We start from the raw sequence: 19548 nt of genomic DNA on the forward strand, positions 1-19548 counted from the left end.
GTTTAGGCCAGTGACGTATGTGTTGGAAGGCGCTTGCGCTTATCCGGCCTACAAAGGTTGATAATCCGAAGGCTGAATAAGGCGCTCGCCGCCATCCGGCATTTTTGTTATTTCGCCACAACGTCCGGCTGATGTTTGGTTTGTCGATGCCCATAAATCAGCAGCGCAGTCATCGCGGCAAAGGTCAGCAGCGCCGCGGGCAACGTCAGGTAGCTGTAAGTGAAACCGAAGGTAATGATCAGACCGCCGAAATAAGCGCCCACCGCATTACCAAAGTTGAAAGCCATTTGCCCGCCCGCCGCGCCCAGCATTTCACCGCCCTTCGCATTTTGCAGCAGCAGGATTTGCAACGGTGCAGACAATGCAAACAGACCGGCGCAGCAAAGAAAGCCCAACGACAGCGCACCGGTTTTGCTGTCGCCAACGACAAACAGCGCCACCATCGACAGCACAATGACCAGTTCCGTCGCCGCCGCAATGCGCAACGGGCTGAAGGTGACCGACAGCCGGCCGCTGAACATATTGCCCAGCACCATGCCAAGCCCCATCAGCATCATAATCAGCGTCATTGCACTTTCCGAAAAACCGGAAACATTAACCATAAACGGCTTCACATAGCTAAACCAGGCGAACACGCCGGCATTGCCGAACATAGTGGCGGCGAAAATCAGCCACGGTTCCGGTTTTTTCAGAAAATGAAACTGCTCGCTGAGCCGCGTTGGCGCTTTGTCGTAGAGATTCGGTACCCACAAAATCACCGACACGATAACCAGCGCGAAGAAACCCGAAATCAGCATAAAGGTGTAGCGCCAGCTAAATTCATGGCCAATCCAGGTGCCAAGCGGAATACCGATCAGATTGGCGACCGTCATCCCGGCAATCATTCCCGCAACCGCCATTGTCACTTTGCCCGGCGGCGCGATTTTCGACAGGATAATGGCCCCGACACCAAAGATGGCACCATGTGGAAAACCGGAAATTAAGCGGCCGATAACCAGCATCAGATAAGAACTGGAGAAAGTGAAGATCGCGTTCCCAATCAGGCACAACGCCACCAGAAATAACAGCGTGCTTTTCAGGGAGAAACGACTGGAGAAGAGCGCCATGATCGGCGCACCGATCACCACGCCAGCGGCGTAAGCGGAAATCATATGCCCCGCAGACGGGATGGTGATGCCAACATTATTGGCGAGTTCGGTTAACACGCCCATAATGCCGAACTCCGCCATGCCAAGACCAAAGGTCGCAAGTGCCAACGAAAAAACCGTTTTTTTCATACCTCTAACCACTTGTTAAAAGATTGCGACAGGCATTATTGACCATTCGCCACGGGCAGACCAGTTGAAACCTTTCGGCTGGCATCTTTATCCATATATTCAGGTAGGTTGAGGTGGTAGGAGAACCGCTCCGAACGGCCGTCCGGAGCGGGAATAACGTTATTTGATGCCTTCGGTACTCTCTTTTTTGGCTTCCATACGTTCAACATCGCGGTACCAGCGCGGGTGATGTTTTTGCGCCCAGCGGCGGCTGACTTTGCCTTCGACCATGCCTTTGATGGAACCTTTCACCCAGAACGCCATATACATATGGATCAGGATGGCGTGGATCAAAATAATTGCGGAAGTTGCATGCAGCAGCAGGCTGTAGCGAATCACCTGAATGGGGAAGTACTGTGCAAAGTACGGGCGCCAGATGATGACGCCGGTCACCAGCAGCACGGTCATCATGCTCATAATGGTCCAGAACATCATCTTTTGCCCGGCGTTGTACTTACCGACTTTCGCCACTTTATGCTCGTTGCCTTTCAGCACCTCAACAATGTTTTTAATCCACGGCAGGTCTTGCTTATCCGGGATGTTGTGATGCACAAAACGCACAAACATAAACATCAGCGCCACGAAGACAAGCACGCCGAAAAATGGGTGCAAAATGCGCCCCATTTGCGGCGTACCGAAGGTTTCCGTCAGCCATTGCAGCGTCGGGAAGAAAAACGAAATGCCGGAGAGCGCGACCAGGAAAAAGCAGATAACGACCGTCCAGTGACAGGCGCGGTCGACAAACTTTGTGCGCACAATCATTTTTGACTTACTCATGATGCTCCTCTTCGTCGTCAGCCACTTCTTTGTTCGGCCCGATGCCAATGTAGTGGTAAATCAGACCGGCAAAGGTGGCGAGGAAACCCGCTGCTGACAACGGTTTCAGCACCCCTTTCCACAGCCCGACCGCCGTATCGATGTGCGGATCTTTCGCCAAACCGTGATAAAGCGGCGGATTGTCCGCATGGTGCAGCACATACATCACATGCGTACCGCCAACGCCCTGCGGGTTATAAATCCCCGCATTGCTATAGCCGCGCGCTTTTAGCTTCTCAACCCGTTGCTCGCCCAGTTCCAGCATCTCTTTTTTCGTACCGAAATGAATGGCGCCGGTCGGGCACGTTTTTACGCACGCCGGTTCCTGACCAACACTGACGCGATCGACACACAGCGTGCATTTATAAACCCGGTTATCCTCTTTATTGAGGCGCGGGACGTTAAATGGACACCCGGCGATGCAGTAGCCGCAACCAATGCAGTTCTCCTGCTGAAAGTCGACAATACCGTTCGCGTACTGGATGATTGCCCCGGAAGACGGGCACGCTTTCAGGCAGCCCGGATCCGCGCAGTGCATGCAGCCATCTTTGCGGATCAGCCACTCCAGCTTGCCGTTCTGTTCGGTTTCGCTAAAGCGCATTACCGTCCAGGACTTGGCGCTGAGATCGGCCGGGTTATCGTAAACCCCGACGCAGTGCCCCACTTCATCGCGAATATCGTTCCACTCTGAGCACGCCACCTGGCAGGCTTTGCAGCCCACACAGGTGGAAACATCAATGAGCTTGGCGACTTCCGCTTTATCGTCACGCGCCCTCGGCGGCGGCGTGATCCCGTTGGTCGCGGAGCGTTTAATAATGTCCTGCGTTTCCATAGCCATAATTTCGCTCCGTTACGCCTTCTCGATATTCACTAAAAACGCTTTGTATTCCGGCGTTTGCGAGTTCGCATCGCCAACGTTAGGTGTCAGCGTGTTGGCGATATAACCTTTCTGCGCCACCCCTTCAAAGCCCCAGTGCAATGGAATACCGACGGTTTCCACCTGTTGACCATGCACCTGCAAGGTACGCAAACGGCGCGTCACCACCGCAACCGCGCGAATAAAACCGCGTTTGCTGCTGACCCGCACACGGTCGCCATTGTTGATACCTTTTGCCGCCGCCAGCGTTTCGCTGATTTCGACAAACTGCTGCGGTTGGGCAATAGCGTTCAGACGCGCGTGCTTGGTCCAGGTATGGAAGTGCTCCGTCAGGCGATACGTTGTGCCGACATACGGGAACTGGTCTTTTTTCCCCATACGCTTGATATCGTCTTCGTAAATACGCACCACCGGGTTGGAAACCACATTCGGGTGCAACGGGTTGGTGCCAAGCGGCGTTTCCATTGGCTCGTAGTGCTCCGGGAATGGCCCTTCTGCCAGTTTGTCGAGGGCAAACAGACGACCCAGCCCTTCCTGCTGCATGATGAACGGGCCGGTATTGCTGCCCGGAGGGGCGGTGTTGAAGTCCGGAATATCGTTGCCGACCCACTTCGCGCCGTTCCACTGGATAAGCATGCGTTTCGCATCCCAGGGTTTGCCCTGGAAATCAGCCGACGCGCGGTTATAGAGCACACGGCGATTCATCGGCCATGCCCACGCCCATCCCAGCGTATTGCCCAACCCGGACGGGTCAGCGTTATCGCGGTTGGCCATCTGGTTGCCCTGATCCGTCCAGCTTCCGCTGTAGATCCAGCATGACGACGCTGTTGAACCGTCATCGCGCAGCAGCGCAAAGCTATTGAGCAACTGGCCTTTTTTCGCCAGCAGTTGCCCGTTCGCATCATAGAGATCCGCCAGCGCATAGCCGTTGTTCTCTTTCGCCACTTCTTCCGAATGCGGATTGTGCGGCTGGCTGTAGTTCCAGGACATTTTCAGTAGCGGTTCAGCGCCTTTACCACCTTCCGTGCGATACATGTCGCGCAGGCGATGGTAAATCCCGGCGAGAATTTCGCCATCGTTAAGCGCTTCGCCCGGTGCGTCCTGGCCTTTCCAGTGCCACTGCAACCAGCGCCCGGAGTTGGCAATCGAGCCATCTTCTTCCGCAAAGCAGGTAGATGGCAGGCGGAACACTTCAGTGGCGATCGCCGCCGGATCGACATCGTTCATTTCGCCGTGGTTCTGCCAGAACGTGGAGGTTTCCGTGACCAGCGGGTCAATCACCACCATGTACTTCAGCTTGCTCAACGTGCTAACGACTTTGTTTTTGTCCGGGAACGACGCCACCGGGTTAAAGCCCTGACAGATATAACCGGTGACGTCACCCTTCGACATCATGTTGAAATACTTGATGACGTCGTAGGCCTGATCCCACTTCGGTAGCCAGTCGAAGCCCCAGTCGTTCTCTTGCTGTGCCGCGTCGCCATAAAACGATTTCATCAGGCTGACAAAGAATTTTGGATAGTTACTCCAGTAGTTGACCTGATCCGGCAACGTCGCTTTCGGCGTATTGGCCGCCAGATATTGCTGCAAGTCGGTCTGTTTCTCTGACGGCAACGTCAGGTAACCCGGCAGGCTGGTTGACAGCAAACCGAGATCCGTCAGCCCCTGAATATTGGAGTGACCGCGCAGGGCATTTACCCCGCCACCGGCCATTCCCATATTGCCGAGCAGCAACTGGATCATCGCCATCGTGCGGATGTTTTGTGCGCCCACAGTGTGTTGCGTCCAGCCCAGCGCATATAAGAACGTGGTGGTTCGGTCCACCGCGCTGGTGGAGGCCAGCACTTCGCACACTTTCAGGAAGTCCGCTTTTGGCGTGCCGCAGATGTTTTCCACCGTTTCCGGCGTGTAGCGCGCAACGTGCTGTTTCAGCAAATTCCACACACAGCGCGGGTGGGTCAGCGTGTCATCGCGTTTGGCATAACCGTTTTCGTCAAACTGATAGTTCCACGTCGTCTTGTCATACTGGCGTTTTTGTTCGTCGTAGCCGCTGAACAAGCCGTCTTCAAAAGCAAAATCATCGCGCACCAGCAAGCTGGCGTTGGTGTAGTGTTGAACGTATTCGGCGTTGATTTTGTTGTTTTCAATCAGGTAGCGCAGCACGCCGGAGAGGAAGGTAATATCCGTCCCGGAACGTATTGGCGCATAGATATCGGCAACCGAGGCCGTGCGCGTAAAACGCGGATCGACCACGATAAGTGTCGCGTCATTGTTGTTTTTGGCTTCCATCGCCCAGCGGAAACCGACCGGGTGGGCTTCAGCGGCGTTGCCGCCCATTACCATCACCACGTTGGCGTTTTTGATATCAACCCAGTGGTTGGTCATCGCACCGCGACCAAATGTTGGAGCAAGACTTGCTACCGTTGGTCCGTGTCAGACGCGTGCCTGGTTATCTACCGCCAGCATGCCAAGCGAACGCACAAATTTTTGCGTTAGCATGCCGGTTTCATTACTCGCCGCCGAGGCGCAGAGCATACCGGTGGAGAGCCAGCGGTTCACTTTCACACCGTCAGTGTTGTTCTCAACAAAATGCGCGTCGCGGTCATCTTTCATCAGACGCGCGATGCGGTTAAACGCTTCATCCCAACTGATACGCTGCCATTTATCAGAACCTGGCGCGCGGTATTCCGGGTAACGCAGGCGGTTTTCACTGTGGACATAATCAAGCAGGCCGGCTCCCTTCGGGCACAGCGCACCACGGCTGACCGGGTGATCCGGATCCCCTTCGATATGGTAAATCGCTTCTTTGGCGTTCTTCGCGCCATCGCCCAGGCTATACATTAATAACCCACAACCCACGGAACAGTATGTACAGGAGTTTCGAACCTCTTTCGCGCGCAGTAATTTATAATTTCGCGTCTGAGCCAGCGCCATTTTGGGGGCAAACCCCAATGCAGCCACTGTCGTTCCTGCCATTCCGCCCGCGCAGATCCGGAAAAATTGTCTGCGGTTGACGTTCATTGCTTTCCTCAAAATATTTATCTTTGATTGCGGCCGGGAAACTAAACATTTCACGTGGTGAGTTAATTGCGGCAAATCAATAATGACAGCAGTTAATCCTAAATAGTCCCATTTATGTGGCGTTATCCCCCCTTTGGGGGTAGGCCTACCGGATTTGTATTCGCGATGTTTGAAACGAGCGTGTTATAAGTTGAGGTTTTGTTTCAGGCCAGATAAGTGAAGTGATGAATAGAAAACGCGCGACATTAATTGGTTTACTGGCGGTATTACTGTGGAGCACGATGGTCGGCTTTATTCGTGCCGTCAGCGAAGGGCTGGGGCCGGTGGGCGGCGCGGCGATGATCTATACCTTAAGCGGATTATTGCTGATCGTGACGGTCGGCTTTCCCGATTTGCGGCGCTTTTCGCCACGTTATCTGCTTGCCGGTAGCGTGTTATTTGTCAGCTACGAGCTATGCCTCGCGCTGTCGCTGGGTTTTGCGGCGACGCGCCAACAGGCGATTGAAGTCGGCATGGTCAATTATTTATGGCCGAGTTTGACGATCTTATGCGCGATATTATTCAACGGCCAAAAATCGAATTTTTGGGTGGTCCCCGGTTTATTACTGGCGATTCTCGGCGTCAGTTGGGTATTAGGCGGTGAAAGCGGGCTAAACATCGCCGACATTAAACAGAATATTATTTCCAGCCCGCTCAGTTATGCGTTGGCCTTTGCCGGGGCGTTTATTTGGGCGATTTACTGCACGGTCACCACCAAATATGCGAAAGGCGCAAACGGTATCACGCTCTTTGTGTTGCTGACAGCGGCAACCTTGTGGGTGAAATTTGCCTTATCGCCGCAGCCGCCGATGACCTTCACACTGGCGGTGACCGTGAAATTAGTGATGACTGCCATTGCGCTGGGTTTTGGTTATGCGTCATGGAATATCGGCATTCTGCACGGCAATGTCACGGTGCTGGCGGCCGCGTCCTATTTCACGCCGGTGCTCTCGTCGGCGCTGGCCGCCGTGGTGCTCAACGCCCCGCTCTCCTTCGCTTTCTGGCAAGGGGCGTTGATGGTGTGCGGCGGATCGCTGCTCTGCTGGTGGTCAACCCGCCAGGTTTAATGTTCCGCTTTTTCGACTCCCGCCAGGCTAAACCAAATCCCGACCGCCAGCATAATTAACAGCGCGCTGGCGGTGCTGAGCGCAACGCTGTGCGAGCCGATAAATGCCGTTTTCGCCGCTGCAATGATCCCTTGCGCCAGCGCGGGATCGGCGTCCTGCGCCAGGCGAAACGCTTCGCCAATCGAGGAAGACGCTTGCGCGGCGGCGTCGCGACTCAGGCCTTGCGGCAGTTCAATAGAAGCGGCAAAGCTGCGGCTTAAAATCAGCCCGAAAACCGCAATGCCGAGGCCCGCGCCAAGTTCATAAGACATGGCTTCAATCGCGCCCGCGGCGGCGGCTTTCTCTTTGGGTGCCGCCGCCATGATTGCCGCCGTTGATGCCAACAAGGCGCTGGCGGCGCTAAAACCAAGCAGCGCCATTAGCAACCCGGCTAGCCACGGTTGTGTTGAGAAGTTAGTGACCGAAAGCCCCAGAAAGCTCACCGCGCTTAGCGCCATGCCGCCTGCCGCTACGCGTCGTAGCCCGAGTTTCGACACCAAAACACCGGCAATCGGCCCGCTAAAGCCGCTGGCGACCATCACCGGCAACATAAAGACACCTGCGGCGAACGGTGTGAAACCGTGAACAAATTGCAGCTCCTGCGCCATCAGCAGTTCAAAACCGACCAGCGTCACCATCGCGGTGATCGCCATCAGCACGCCACTTAAAATGACCCGATGAGTAAACAAACGCATGTCGATCATCGGCGTGCGCGCCGCCAGTTGAATGCGCACAAACAGCGTTAATAACACGGCGCCGATCAGCAATGTGCTCGCCACAATCCACAGCGGTAGCGTGCCTTTCATGGCGGTTTTGGCGCTCCACACCAATAACAAAATGGCGACAATCAGCCCAATCGCCTGGTTCAGATGCAGTGGCTGATCTTCGCGGCCCTGTTGGCGCGGCACATAACGTGCAGTCAGCGCCATCACACCGATCACAATGGGCGTGTTAATCAGGAATACCGACCCCCAGTAAAAATGTTCTAACAGCATGCCGCCAACAAGCGGACCAAATGCCGCGCCGCCGGAACCCACTGCCGCCCAGACGCCGAGCGCGGTGTTGCGATGGCGCGTCTGTGAAAAGGTATTGCGGATCCCGGCGAGCGTGGCGGGAACAATCATCGCGGCACCTACGGCAAGCAGTGCACGCGTGGCGATAAGCCAACTGGCGCTGGTCGCAAATGCTGCCAGCAGTGACGCGCCGCCAAACAGTGCGCTGCCAATCAACAGCAGGCGTTTAAAACCGATTTTGTCGCCCAGCGCCCCCATCGGCAGTACCATCCCGGCCATCACCAGCGAGTAGATATCGATAATCCACAGCAGCTCATTGCCGCTGGCGTTCAACTCGGCGCTGAGTGTCGGCGCGGCCACATGCAGCACCGTCGCATCAATGGCGACCGGAATATACACCAACACAATAATGACCAACGTTAACCACTGACGAAACATAACTTCTCCCTCTTTTTACTATCCTGGACGCGCGTCCAGAAACGCGATCCTACGTATTGTTGAACGCATGTCCAGCTTTTTGTTACACTCGCGCCACACTCAATCGCTACGAGGTTTTATGCGCTATTTAAATCGGGACGATCGCCGGGAAGTGATCCTTAAGGCCGCGATGCGTGTGGCGCTGGCGGAAGGGTTTTCCGCCATGACGGTGCGCCGCATCGCCAGCGAAGCCGGTGTGGCTACCGGTCAGGTCCATCACCATTTCACCTCGGCGAACGAGTTGAAATCGCAGGCGTTCATTCGCCTGATCGCCGAATTGCTGGAAGTCGAAGTGGTGCCCGCCAGCGCGCCGTGGCGTGAGCAGTTGCACTCAATGCTCGGCAGCGATGAAGGCGGGCTGGAGCCGTATGTGCATTTGTGGCGTGAAGCGTTATTGCTGGCGAGCAAAGAGCCGGAGATCAAAGGCGCTTACCTGCTGACCATGGAGATGTGGCACGTCAAAGTGGTGCAACTTATTGAGCAAGGCCGCGCCGCCGGGGAATTTAGTGATAACGACAGTGCGCAAAATATCGCCTGGCGTTTGATTGCGCTGGTCTGCGGCATGGACGGCATTTGTGTTTTAGGCATGCCAGATGTCGATGAAGCGGCGTTCAAGCGCCATCTGGCGGTGATGATTGAAAAAGAGCTGGGCTAAGCATGCTCACCGTGGAGATCAAAGCCGCTCATTACTTTTTCCAGTTGCTGCAGGCTAAAACCGTGTTCACGGTCGCTGACGCCAAGCCCGAAACGGGATTGCAGGGTTTCATACAGCGCCGGAACATCGGGCAGCATGATCTCTTCCTGCGCCAGCCCCTGCTTCCAGTGGGTAAAGTGAAAGTTATTCAGCGTCATTTTTTCGCCGTCCGGCAGGTGGCGACACAGTAATAAATGGTGGCGGAAATGCGACGTCGGCCAGTGCGCCGAGTAAAAATTGCCCATCACATAATCGGCTTGATATTGCTGGCCCATTTCAAACTGATACATCGTCTGCCAGTTCTCATGGTGGCGAAACTGCAACTGCCAGTCATCACCCGTGCGTTGCAAACGGTAAAGCCCATGCGGCGTCGCCTGCTCAATATCGGCCTGCATGCGGATCGGCGCGGTCAGGCTTTGCCCGCCAAAACCGACATCCGCAATCCACGGCTCACCGGCAAGTTGCACCAGCAGCAAACGGTGCGTGCGCGGCGGCATCTCTGGCGGATTAGCCAGCACGACGCGCCCCAACAAACTGCGAACGTCAAAACCGACCTCTTTTAACGCCCGTTCAAACAGCCCGTTCTGCTCGAAACAGTAACCGCCGCGCCGGGCGACCACTAACTTCTGAAACAGCGCGTCATCGCTAAGGGCGATTTCACGCGCTAATACCACATCGAGATTTTCAAAAGGAATGGCGCTGTTGTGGTGTAAATGCAGCGCCCGCAGCGTTTCCAGTGACACATCGGGCGTGTGGTTCCAGCCAATACGGGCCAGATAAGCGGTCAAAAAAGGGGTCATGCCGGCTCCTCGTAAAAGATGTCCCTTTGTTATAACGCATTTTTTTCCGCTCACCGGCGATTTCGTGCCCTGCATTTACCCCTTTGTGCCGCGCTGCATAATGCCGAGCGCCGTCAACATCAGCGCCAGCCCGGTGATAAGCGTTAATGTCGCCATCGCCATCCCTTGCCCGACCGAACCCTGTTCAAACTGCCGCCAGATAAACACTGCCACGGTTTGTGTCCCGGCAGGCGACAGCAACAGTGAGGTCACCAACTCGCGCGACGCAATGGCAAAAACCATCAACATTGCCGCCAGCATGGCCGGGAAAATCAGTGGCAGCACAACCCAACGCAGCGCCTGAAACGCGCTGGCACCATGCACCCGCGCGGCAGGTTCAAGGTTGCCGCCTAACTGGCGCATCGCGCTGCTGATGTAGCGCACCGGCCACGGCAACAGTAAACAGCAGTAGGAAATCAGTAAAATCGCCCACGTGTTATAGGGAGAAACCGGCCAGAACGCGCGGTTCCACAACAGAATCAATCCCACGCCGATCACCACGCCGGGCAGCGCGGCTGGCATCAACGATAGCGCATCCATCACGCCGCGCCCTCTTATCTTCTGCATCACCACCAGCCAGGCGGCGCACAACCCTAACAGCCCGGTGATCACCGCCGCCGCCAGCGCCAGCGACAAACTGGTACCCAGCGCTGAAAGTGCGTCGCCGCTCTGGGCAAACAGCGCGACAAAGTGCTTAACGGTGAGATTCGCCAGCGACAAGCCACCGGACAGCGTGGCGCTAAAACCGGTTATTGCCATCGATAACCCCGGCAGCACCACCGCCAGAAAACCGATCGCCGCCATCACCAGCACCACCGGCACGGCGACAAAACCGAGTCTGGCACCGACATGTTCAGTCGGCTTGCCGGAAACGCTGGTCACGTCTTTATCGCCGGTGAGTTTGCGCTGCAACCACCAACCGCCCAGCGCGATGACAATTAACACCACCGACAACATCGACGCGCCGGGTAAATCAATCGGCCAGTCGGCAAGTTTTTCTTCAATGCCAACCGTCAGCATCACAACGCCGGAACGTGTGCCGAGCGCGGCGGGCACGCCGTACTCTTCCACCGCCAGGGTGAATGCCAGCAACATGCCCGCCGCCAGCGCGGGCGACAACAGCGGCAGAGTGATGTGATAAAACGCTTTCCACGGTGTCGCGCCATGAACCCGTGCGACCATTGCCAGCCGTTGCCCGCTGGCGAGCAAACTGCGCGACACAGCGAAATAGACCACCGGGAAAATATTCAGCGTCATCACCAGCACAATGCCGGTTTTGCTGAATAAGAGATTGTTGAGATCCAGCCCGGTCAGCTGCATCAGATAGCCCTGGGTTTGCAGCACCAGCATCCACGACAGCGCCGCAATATACGGCGGCGTGAGAAAAGGAATGAGAAACAGCAGATCCCACAATTTGGGGCACGGCATATCGAACAAGCCGCGCGCTACGCCGAGCGGTAAACCGATCACCGCGCTGAGCAGTGCCACGCCTATGGCGATTTGCAGCGTACCGCTAAACATTGCGGGCAACTGCGGCGCCTTGAGCAACGCGGGAATGGCGGAAAACGCGCCGTCGAGTTTCCCGGCGCTGAAATGCGGAAAGACCGCCTGCAAAAGAATAAACAGCAACGGCAGCGCCACCAGCATGATCAGCAGCACCATCGTTACCCGCGCAATCACTTTCTGGTTCACGGCGGAGTTCCTGAAAGCGGGGTGGCCCCCGCAGTGGGTTTTATTTTGCGAAAAGAGAATTGAAGCGCTTCAGGACATCGCCACGTTCACTGGTGCCACCGCTTTGCGTCGGTAGAACTTTCAGTTCGGTGAACAACGGGCGTTTCGCTTGCACGTCGGTGCGAGCCGGCATCAGCCAGGCATCGGCCACCATTTTTTGTCCTTCCGGGGAGAGTACGTAATCGACAAACGCTTTGGCGTCATCGGCGTGCTGGGTGGTTTTGAGGATCATCATCGGGCGTGGTGCAATGACCGTGCCGCTGGCCGGGAAAATCACTTTCAGAGATTCACCCTGGGCGATATTGCCGTAAGTGACGTAATCCACCGCGCCGAAAACCGCCGCTTTCGCGCCCTGCATCACCGGCGTAACCGCCTGGGCGTTCGGACCGCTAACGACCATGCCGTTCTGTTTCAGCGCATCGAATAACTGCCAGGCTTTATCGCCCATGCCATTTTGCAACCCGATCAGCAGATCGAGCGAGGCGCCAGAGAGTGCAGGATCTGGCGTCGTGACTTTGTCTTTAAAGTCGGCGGAAGTCAGATCCTGCCACTCTTTCGGTTCCGGGGTGCCGCTTTGGGTATTCCAGACAATCCCCAGCGCCGAAATCCCCTGCGCAATGAAGTCGGCGCTTTTCAGCGTATCCGGCACTTTATCGGCATTGGCGCTGTGAAACGGCAACAACCAGCCGCGGTTGTGCAGATCTTCGGCAGTGTCCCACGACGCGGAAATCAGAATATCAGCCTGCGGGTTCGCCTGCTCGGCTTCCAGTCGCGCCATCACTTTGCCAGTGGTGGCCTGGAAAATATTCACTTTGACGCCGGTTTTTTGCTCGAAGCCGCTGGCGAGACTTTTCGCAAGCGATCCAGGACCGGCTGTGTAAACGGTGAGCGCGTGCGCGCTGGACATCATCATCGACGACAGCACCATGGCTAAAGCGACTCCTTTTTTCACGGACAATAAAGCTTTCATGCAATTTCCCCTGAGGATGAAGTGACAGTTCGAACAGATTCAACGGTTCCGGATGCCAGATGCACAATGCGATCGGCGAGCCATTCGGCTTCGCGGCGATCGTGCGTCACATACACGGCGGTCGTTCCGAGTTGTCGCAGCAAACGCGCCATCTCATGACATAAGGATTCGCGAAGCTGGGTATCGAGGTTGGAGAGCGGTTCGTCAAACAGCAACACGCCGGGTTCGGCGACAATCGCCCGCGCCAGCGCCACACGCTGTTGCTGGCCGCCTGATAAACCGGCCGGTTTACGCTGGGCGAATTCCGCCAGCCCGACCCGCTCCAGCGCCTGCATTACGCGTTGCTCCCGCTCGCCGCGCGGTACATTGCGCATCTTCAGCGGGAATGCGACGTTTTGCGCCACACTCATGTGCGGCCACAGGGCGTAATCCTGGAACACCATGCCGATGTCGCGCGCTTCGGGCGGCAATGACCAGCCAGCTTTTGCCACTAAACAATCGCCAAACCAGATTTCGCCTTCTGCCGGTTCACTCAGACCCGCTAACAGGCGCAGCAAAGTACTCTTGCCGCAGCCGGACGGCCCAAGCAGCGCAACGATACTGCCGGGTTGGATATGCAAATCGATATGGTTGAGAACGGTATGCGCGCCGAAGGCGAAGGAAACGCCTTGCAGCCGGATGTCAGTGAATGCGTCCATCAACGCCCTCCCGCGACAGGAAGCCGTTTTCCGCACTCACCTGCACAAAAATCAGGGGAGTAAACATCTTGTATCCTCTTTGGGATTTGATTGCGGCTGACTATAGGCAGGGAATGTGACGAAGAAATGACGCCAATATTGCGCGTTGATTTTTAAGCAATGTCTACACTGAAGGGTATCTTTCCTTGATGAATAAAAGGGATGTCCGTGCGAATCGCAACGATTACCAATTTTGCCTATGTCGCCACGGTGGTGTTAACGCTCAGCTCAGGTGTCGCCCTCTTTCTGGCGTCAAATGCAGAACATAACGAGCGGGCGATGGTGGCGCAAAACCGTGTGTTCGACCAACTTACCGACGAACTGGAAAAAGAGGCGTTTGCCTTAAGCGAACTGGCGCGGGAAGGCGTGATCAAAAAACAGCCGGAAACGATTCAAAGCTGGAAAACCCGTGCCGAGCAAGACATCAGCCTGGAAAACCGCCTCGCTGCCCTGCGCGATACTGGGGCTTCCGATGAAGAGTTAATGATCCTGCGCGATGGCATTTCCACGCTGGATCAACTGGAAGATGAGCAACGCATCGCCATTAGCGATGTGGAAACCGGAAAAATCGATGAGGCGATGAACCTGCTGTACAGCGCCAATTACGAGGAGCGGCTTGCTGAAAGCGAATACCGTTTCGCGCATTTTCGCAGCCTTTCGGATCAGCGCACCCAGGCCGCCATCAACGACGCCACTGAGCGCTCTTTGCGCCTGCGTACATTCTCGGAAATCATGGTCGGTCTGACCGCCCTGCTGTTTCTGTTTGTGCTCGGTTTTATTATCAAACACCGAATTCTGCGCCCGGTGGTGACGCTCAGCGATGTGGTGAATCGGCTGGCGACGCAGGATTACAACGTTGAAGCGCCCGTGCTGGCGCAGGTCGATGAAATTGGCGATATGGCGCAGGCGATCCGCGTATTTCGTGAAAACGGCCTTGCCCGCCAGCGGCTGGAGCAAGAGCGCGATGCGGAATGGGCGACGCGCACGCTGTTGGCACGCATGACGCAGCGCCTGCAAGGGTGTGATTCCCACAGCGCGATTGTGCGGGTGATCAGCCGTTTCGCGCCGAAAATCATCCCGGACATGGGCGGGCGTTTGTATCTGCTCGAAAGCCGCCGCAATCGCATGAAGTGCGTGGCGCGCTGGGGTTTACCACCGGGTGAGGATGCGCCATTTGCACCGGAAAGTTGTTGGGCGCTGAAACGCGGGCAACTGCACAGCCCCGGCAATGGCACAGTGGATATGCCGTGCGAACATGTTTTGCCGGAGATTGCGTCGCGAGCCATCTGTGTACCGCTGAATGCCCAGAACAAAAGCATCGGGCTGCTGACTTTTGATAACTACACGCCAGGCAAAGAGCCGCCGTATATCTACCTGGAACTGCTGGCCGAAACGCTGGCGCTGGCGTTAGCCAACCAAATCCTGCGCGATACGCTGACGGAAAAAGCGACGCACGATTCGCTGACCGGCCTGCGTAACCGCTACAGCCTTGAAGAGAGCATCCGCGGCATGATCGACCAGGCCATGGTGGAAGGCACCCTGCTCAGTTGCCTGATGCTCGATGTGGATTACTTCAAAAAACTCAATGACCAGCACGGTCATGAAGCGGGCGATAAAGTGCTGCGCGAGCTGGCGCGGGTTATTACCGATACGCTTGGTGATAACGGCGTTGCGTTTCGCTACGGCGGCGAAGAGTTTCTGCTGATCCTGCCGAATACCAACGAAATCGAGGCAAAAAACGTCGGCCAGACACTGCTCAATAACGTGTCCAATCACATTATGCTGTACGAATCGCAAGATATCGGGCCGGTGTCGGTTTCCATCGGCCTGGCCACCTGGCCGCGTCACGCCAGAGCTGATAATCTGGTGCGTGCCGCCGACCTGGCCCTTTATAGGGCGAAGGAACAGGGGCGCGGGCAAATTGTGGTCGCCAGAAACACCGGCTAACGCCGGTCACTCTCGAAAAAGGAAACGTTATGAGCTATTTCCGCCCTGTGGCCTTAGAGCACGCCAGCCGCCTGCTTAACCACGGCCCGACCATTATGATCACCAGCCGCGATGAGCAAATCGACCGGCGCAATGTGATGACGGCGGCCTGGTCGATGCCGGTGGAATTCTCTCCGCCGCGTATCGCGATTGTGGTGGATAAAAGCACCTGGTCGCGCGAGTTGATTGAGCGCAGCGGGATGTTCGGCATTGTGGTGCCGGGTGTTGCGGCCACTAACTGGAGTTATGCCGTCGGCAGCATTACCGGGCGTGATGAAGACAAATTTAACTGCTATGGCATTCCCGCGTTTGCCGGGCCGGTGCTCGGTTTGCCGGTGATTGAAGAGAAGTGTCTGGCGTGGATGGAGTGCCGCTTGCTGCCCCCTACTGCCGCTCAGGAAAAATACGACACGCTGTTTGGCGAAGTGGTGTCTGCTGCAGCCGATGAGCGGGCGTTTATTAATGGTCGCTGGCAATTTGACGATGACAAACTGAATACCATTCACCATTTGGGCGGCGGGAATTTTGTCACCAGCGGCAAGCACATTACCGCGGGTCAATAAGGCTCTCGTTGCGGGGTAAATCAGAAGTTTCATGTTTACAGCGGGCGGCGGGTAACCCTTACTTAATCAAGAAAGTCACTCCCTGCGTCGCCCTGTGCTGTCGCTGACGCAATACTTCATCATTCGATTCACCCGATAAGAAGAGTGCGCAGCTATGGCGATTGCAACCAGTTACCCCGGCCTGTATTTAAACGAAGAAACAGCGGTTAATTTGTCGGTGACCAGCAGTGCTACGGCGATCCCCGTTTTTACTTTTGAAAAACGGGATACAGAATATGCGCCTTCAGCGACGATGCTGCATTTAAACAACTGGGCTGAGTTTTACGCGCTGATTGGTCGCGATGATAGTGGATCCCACTTTTTTGATAGCCTCAAATTTTGGTTTATGAGCGGTGGCGGCCCCTGCTACATGGTCAGGCGGGAACATCTTATCGAGGAATTGGTGAAATATGACGATATCACCCTGGTCGTTGAAGCCGGCTCAGTATTAAGTGCAGAGACGACACAAAAACAACAAATGTATGCCGATTTTCTCACCGTGCGACAGCAAATGCCGACTCTCTTTGGACTGTTTGATGGTTTGCAGTCCGATATTTCAAACGCAGAGAGCGTCGATGAATTCATGAAATATCATCCCGCCACACCGTATGCAGCGGCGTTTTATCCATGGCAGAAGGTTGACTGGTCCTCTTCCGCCATTCCCCCCAGTGTCGTCGCGGCTGTCTCCATCGCCAGAACCGATCGCGTCCGTGGCGTATGGAAAGCGCCGGCCAATGTCGTCATTAACGGCATCACGCCGATGTTTTCTGTCAGCAATAACATTCAGGCGAAATATTATCGGGGCAAGGCGCTGAACATGATTCGTCGCTTTGGCAGCACAGGAACGGTTGTCTGGGGCAGCCGCACGCTGGAAGACAGCGATAAATGGCGTTATATCCCGGTACGCCGATTATTTGGTATGGCCGAGCATGATATTCGAAAATTGTTAAGGGGGTTGATTTACGAACCCAATAGCAGCATCACCTGGCAACGTGTCAAAGTCGCGCTTGATAGTTATCTGCATGACTTATGGAAAAAAGGCGCGCTGGCGGGCAGCAAGCCAGAGGAAGCCTGGTTTGTGGAGGTGGGGAAAAACATCACCATGTCCGAAGAAGAGATAAGCCAAGGGAAATTGATTATTCGTGTTGGCATGGCCGCCGTGCGTCCAGCCGAATTTATTCTTCTCGAGTTCTCACAGAAGATCGCGATGTTATAAATAGTCGGGTGAATATAGGGCACCCCGGATAACGGATGCCCCAGCCGAAACGGATAAAGTGCGGCGACAGGCGATTACATGCTGTAGCCTGGCTTTTTGAGCAGTTTGTCCATTTGCGGAGCGATGTCGGTATCCCAGGCCAGCGCTTTCCAGTCTTCGGGCGACACTTCATTTAGCGCAATGCTTATTGAACTCTCTTTGCTGTTCAGGTGGCGAATAATCACATCAGCGATATCCGCCGCCAGGGCGCTTTTTTGCTCATCGTTCAGATCGCGGGGAAAACATTTGATATCAACGTGCGGCATAGCAAACTCCTTGTGTTAAGAGAACGTTAAAGTAGCACAGCCGCGTTCAGTCAATTATCAAATAATGTCGTTACGCTTAGGCACTAATTGATAAGGGATTTCGGCCAGCGTCAGCATCACTTCGCTGATTGCCGACCCCCAACCGGGAACGCCATAAACCGTCAACATAAGGCCACCTTGAATTCAGAGTGAATCCTAAGCTTAGGCCAGAGTGGCGAGAAATTCGTTTGCCTGCCGGGGGCTGGTAAGACGCACGAAACGCACGTGCTGATAGCGAGGGTCGGCCAGATCAGCTTCATAACGTGCGCGGTTGGTGCGCCAGGTTTTCAGCGTCCAGAGAATAATCGACTCGCGGCTTAAGAACGAACGGCGAAAAGTTTCATAATTGCCAGTGCCCGGCCATAACTCGTGGCGGTGCCACGCCCGCCGGATAGCACGAAGCAGCGCCTGGCGCAGCGTGCGCCAGAAACCGTAATCAACCCAGACGACGATATCGACATTGCGCCATTTAATATCGCGGCTGCGGTTATAATTGCCGTCCAGCACCCAACCCGGTTGCGCCAGCAGTTGCTCCAGCCGGGCAAACAACTCTTCATCCGGCGTCCCCTGCCAGTTTGTCCGCCAGTACAACACATCCATTTCGATATACGGCACATTGAGCTTGCCGGCGAGACGCTTTGCCAGCGTGGATTTGCCGCTGCCGCTGGTGCCGATCACGTTGATTCGCATGACGTTACGCCGATTCCCGCTCAACAAAATGGAAACCGATATCCACGATTTGCTCGTTGGCACTGTTTCCTTCTATGCGATCCGCCAGTAGCGTTGCCGCCCGCTGGCCAATAATTTGCCGATCGACGCTGACGGTGGTAATGGCGGGCTGATTCCCGGCGGCAAAATCGAGATCGCCAAAACCAATCACCGCCACATCCTGCGGCACCCGCAAGCCACGCGATTGCACCTCGATAATCGCCCCTTGCGCCAGGGTGTCTGAGCTGCACACGATGACATCAAAATCACCGACTTCCAGCAATCGCGCCATCCCCTCGCGACCCGAGGTAAAGCGCGCGGGCAACGCCACATCGACACTCACAGGCTCGGTAATGCCGTTACGCGCCAGCACGTCGCACAGCCCGGCTTTACGCTGCGCGGCACGTTTATCAACGGTCCACAGCAAACCGGGGCGACGGTAACCTTTACGCAGCAGATAATCGGCGGTGGCCTGGCCGACTTTTTCATGGGAAAAGCCCACCAGCATATCCAGCGGCGTCGGGGTTAAATCCCAGATTTCCACCACCGGAACGCTGGCGTTAAGGATCACTTTTTTCAGATCCGTCGAGTGGTGAATGCCGGTTAACACAATGCCGTCCGGGCGGCGGGAAAGCAGCGCAGCCACCAGTTCGGCTTCCGTTTGTTGGGTATAACCGGCAACGCACAACAGCATATGGTAGCCGCGCACCGCCAGTTCATCACTGATGGCCTGGATGGTATCGACAAACATATTGTTATTGATTTGCGGGACGACAACGGCAATCAGTTTGCTGCGACGTGACGCGAGCCCACCCGCCAGCGCGTTGGGGATATAACCGGTGGCTTTAACGGCGGCGATCACTTTTTCCACCGTTTTTGGCCGCACCAGTTGTGGCGTGTTAAGCGCCCGACTTACGGTCATGGAAGAGAGCCCTGCCGCGCGGGCAACATCCTCAAGCGTGGGCGCACGCGGTGGTACGGAACGAGATGTTTTTGACATGGTCACTCACAGTGAATTTAGGGCATTCATCGTTATTCGTGTTGGATTTTGTATTA

Annotated in this window: 17 protein-coding genes and 1 pseudogene; 5 read left to right on the top strand and 13 right to left on the bottom strand. The window is 55.7% G+C overall.

The window, feature by feature from the left end:
* Positions 1-107 precede the first annotated feature (107 nt).
* The 4 genes from araJ to fdnG form a co-directional block, all read right to left on the bottom strand.
* Entirely contained in the window at positions 108-1277 is a 1170-nt protein-coding gene (gene araJ / locus AAEY27_RS11505; protein WP_342320647.1) for an MFS transporter AraJ, read from the bottom strand.
* Between the two features lie 159 nt (positions 1278-1436).
* Positions 1437-2093, bottom strand: coding sequence for a formate dehydrogenase-N subunit gamma (gene fdnI, locus AAEY27_RS11510; protein WP_342320648.1), 657 nt, complete (start codon positions 2091-2093; stop codon positions 1437-1439).
* Positions 2086-2970 (bottom strand): formate dehydrogenase subunit beta, encoded by an 885-nt coding sequence (gene fdxH, locus AAEY27_RS11515; protein WP_342320649.1) that lies wholly within the window; start codon positions 2968-2970, stop codon positions 2086-2088. Before fdxH ends, fdnI begins: the two co-directional genes overlap by 8 nt.
* A gap of 12 nt (positions 2971-2982) precedes the next feature.
* Complete coding sequence (gene fdnG, locus AAEY27_RS11520) at positions 2983-6030, bottom strand: formate dehydrogenase-N subunit alpha (protein ID WP_342320650.1); 3048 nt, start codon at positions 6028-6030, stop codon at positions 2983-2985.
* Positions 6031-6254: 224 nt separating this feature from the next.
* On the opposite strand from fdnG, the gene yddG reads away from it, so the two are divergent.
* Positions 6255-7136, top strand: coding sequence for an aromatic amino acid DMT transporter YddG (gene yddG / locus AAEY27_RS11525; RefSeq protein WP_342325554.1), 882 nt, complete (start codon positions 6255-6257; stop codon positions 7134-7136).
* On the opposite strand, the gene AAEY27_RS11530 is transcribed toward yddG, so the two are convergent.
* Positions 7133-8626 (bottom strand): MFS transporter, encoded by a 1494-nt coding sequence (locus tag AAEY27_RS11530; RefSeq protein WP_342320651.1) that lies wholly within the window; start codon positions 8624-8626, stop codon positions 7133-7135. The genes yddG and AAEY27_RS11530 overlap by 4 nt on opposite strands.
* Before the next feature lie 118 nt (positions 8627-8744).
* On the opposite strand from AAEY27_RS11530, the gene AAEY27_RS11535 reads away from it, so the two are divergent.
* A complete protein-coding gene (locus AAEY27_RS11535) occupies positions 8745-9320 on the top strand; it encodes a TetR family transcriptional regulator (protein ID WP_342320653.1) in 576 nt (191 codons plus the stop codon).
* Here the strand turns inward: AAEY27_RS11535 and AAEY27_RS11540 are convergent.
* The 4 genes from AAEY27_RS11540 to AAEY27_RS11555 all read right to left on the bottom strand — a co-directional run bounded on the left by AAEY27_RS11540 (position 9317) and on the right by AAEY27_RS11555 (position 13597).
* Positions 9317-10159 (bottom strand): arylamine N-acetyltransferase, encoded by an 843-nt coding sequence (locus AAEY27_RS11540; protein ID WP_342320655.1) that lies wholly within the window; start codon positions 10157-10159, stop codon positions 9317-9319. The genes AAEY27_RS11535 and AAEY27_RS11540 overlap by 4 nt on opposite strands.
* Positions 10160-10234: 75 nt before the next feature.
* Positions 10235-11860, bottom strand: coding sequence for an ABC transporter permease (locus AAEY27_RS11545; protein WP_425294677.1), 1626 nt, complete (start codon positions 11858-11860; stop codon positions 10235-10237).
* A 70-nt stretch (positions 11861-11930) separates the two neighbouring features.
* Entirely contained in the window at positions 11931-12899 is a 969-nt protein-coding gene (locus tag AAEY27_RS11550) for an ABC transporter substrate-binding protein (RefSeq protein WP_342320657.1), read from the bottom strand.
* Positions 12896-13597, bottom strand: a complete 702-nt coding sequence (locus AAEY27_RS11555) for an ABC transporter ATP-binding protein (RefSeq protein WP_342320658.1) — start codon at positions 13595-13597, stop codon at positions 12896-12898. Before AAEY27_RS11555 ends, AAEY27_RS11550 begins: the two co-directional genes overlap by 4 nt.
* A gap of 207 nt (positions 13598-13804) precedes the next feature.
* Here AAEY27_RS11555 and AAEY27_RS11560 point away from each other — a divergent pair, with 207 nt between their 5' ends.
* From AAEY27_RS11560 to AAEY27_RS11570, 3 genes are all read left to right on the top strand, one after another.
* Positions 13805-15583 (top strand): diguanylate cyclase, encoded by a 1779-nt coding sequence (locus AAEY27_RS11560; RefSeq protein ID WP_342320659.1) that lies wholly within the window; start codon positions 13805-13807, stop codon positions 15581-15583.
* 29 nt (positions 15584-15612) lie between these two features.
* Positions 15613-16185, top strand: a complete 573-nt coding sequence (locus AAEY27_RS11565) for a flavin reductase family protein (protein WP_342320660.1) — start codon at positions 15613-15615, stop codon at positions 16183-16185.
* Between the two features lie 154 nt (positions 16186-16339).
* A complete protein-coding gene (locus AAEY27_RS11570) occupies positions 16340-17440 on the top strand; it encodes a phage tail sheath family protein (protein ID WP_342320662.1) in 1101 nt (366 codons plus the stop codon).
* 74 nt (positions 17441-17514) lie between these two features.
* Here AAEY27_RS11570 and pptA read toward each other — a convergent pair whose 3' ends face one another.
* The 4 genes and pseudogenes from pptA to AAEY27_RS11590 all read right to left on the bottom strand — a co-directional run bounded on the left by pptA (position 17515) and on the right by AAEY27_RS11590 (position 19492).
* Positions 17515-17745: a tautomerase PptA gene (gene pptA / locus AAEY27_RS11575; protein ID WP_342320663.1), complete on the bottom strand. Its 231-nt coding sequence runs from the start codon at positions 17743-17745 to the stop codon at positions 17515-17517.
* 81 nt (positions 17746-17826) lie between these two features.
* Positions 17827-17913: pseudogene (locus AAEY27_RS11580) on the bottom strand (glutathione S-transferase); the annotation flags it as partial.
* Between the two features lie 33 nt (positions 17914-17946).
* Complete coding sequence (locus AAEY27_RS11585) at positions 17947-18474, bottom strand: AAA family ATPase (protein ID WP_342320664.1); 528 nt, start codon at positions 18472-18474, stop codon at positions 17947-17949.
* Positions 18475-18478: 4 nt separating this feature from the next.
* Positions 18479-19492 carry a LacI family DNA-binding transcriptional regulator gene (locus AAEY27_RS11590; protein ID WP_342320666.1) on the bottom strand — a complete coding sequence of 338 codons (1014 nt, stop codon included), beginning with the start codon at positions 19490-19492 and terminating at the stop codon, positions 18479-18481.
* Positions 19493-19548: the final 56 nt, after the last annotated feature.

It is taken from the genome of Kosakonia sp. BYX6, from assembly GCF_038449125.1.
GTDB classification, from domain to species: Bacteria; Pseudomonadota; Gammaproteobacteria; order Enterobacterales; family Enterobacteriaceae; genus Kosakonia; species Kosakonia calanthes.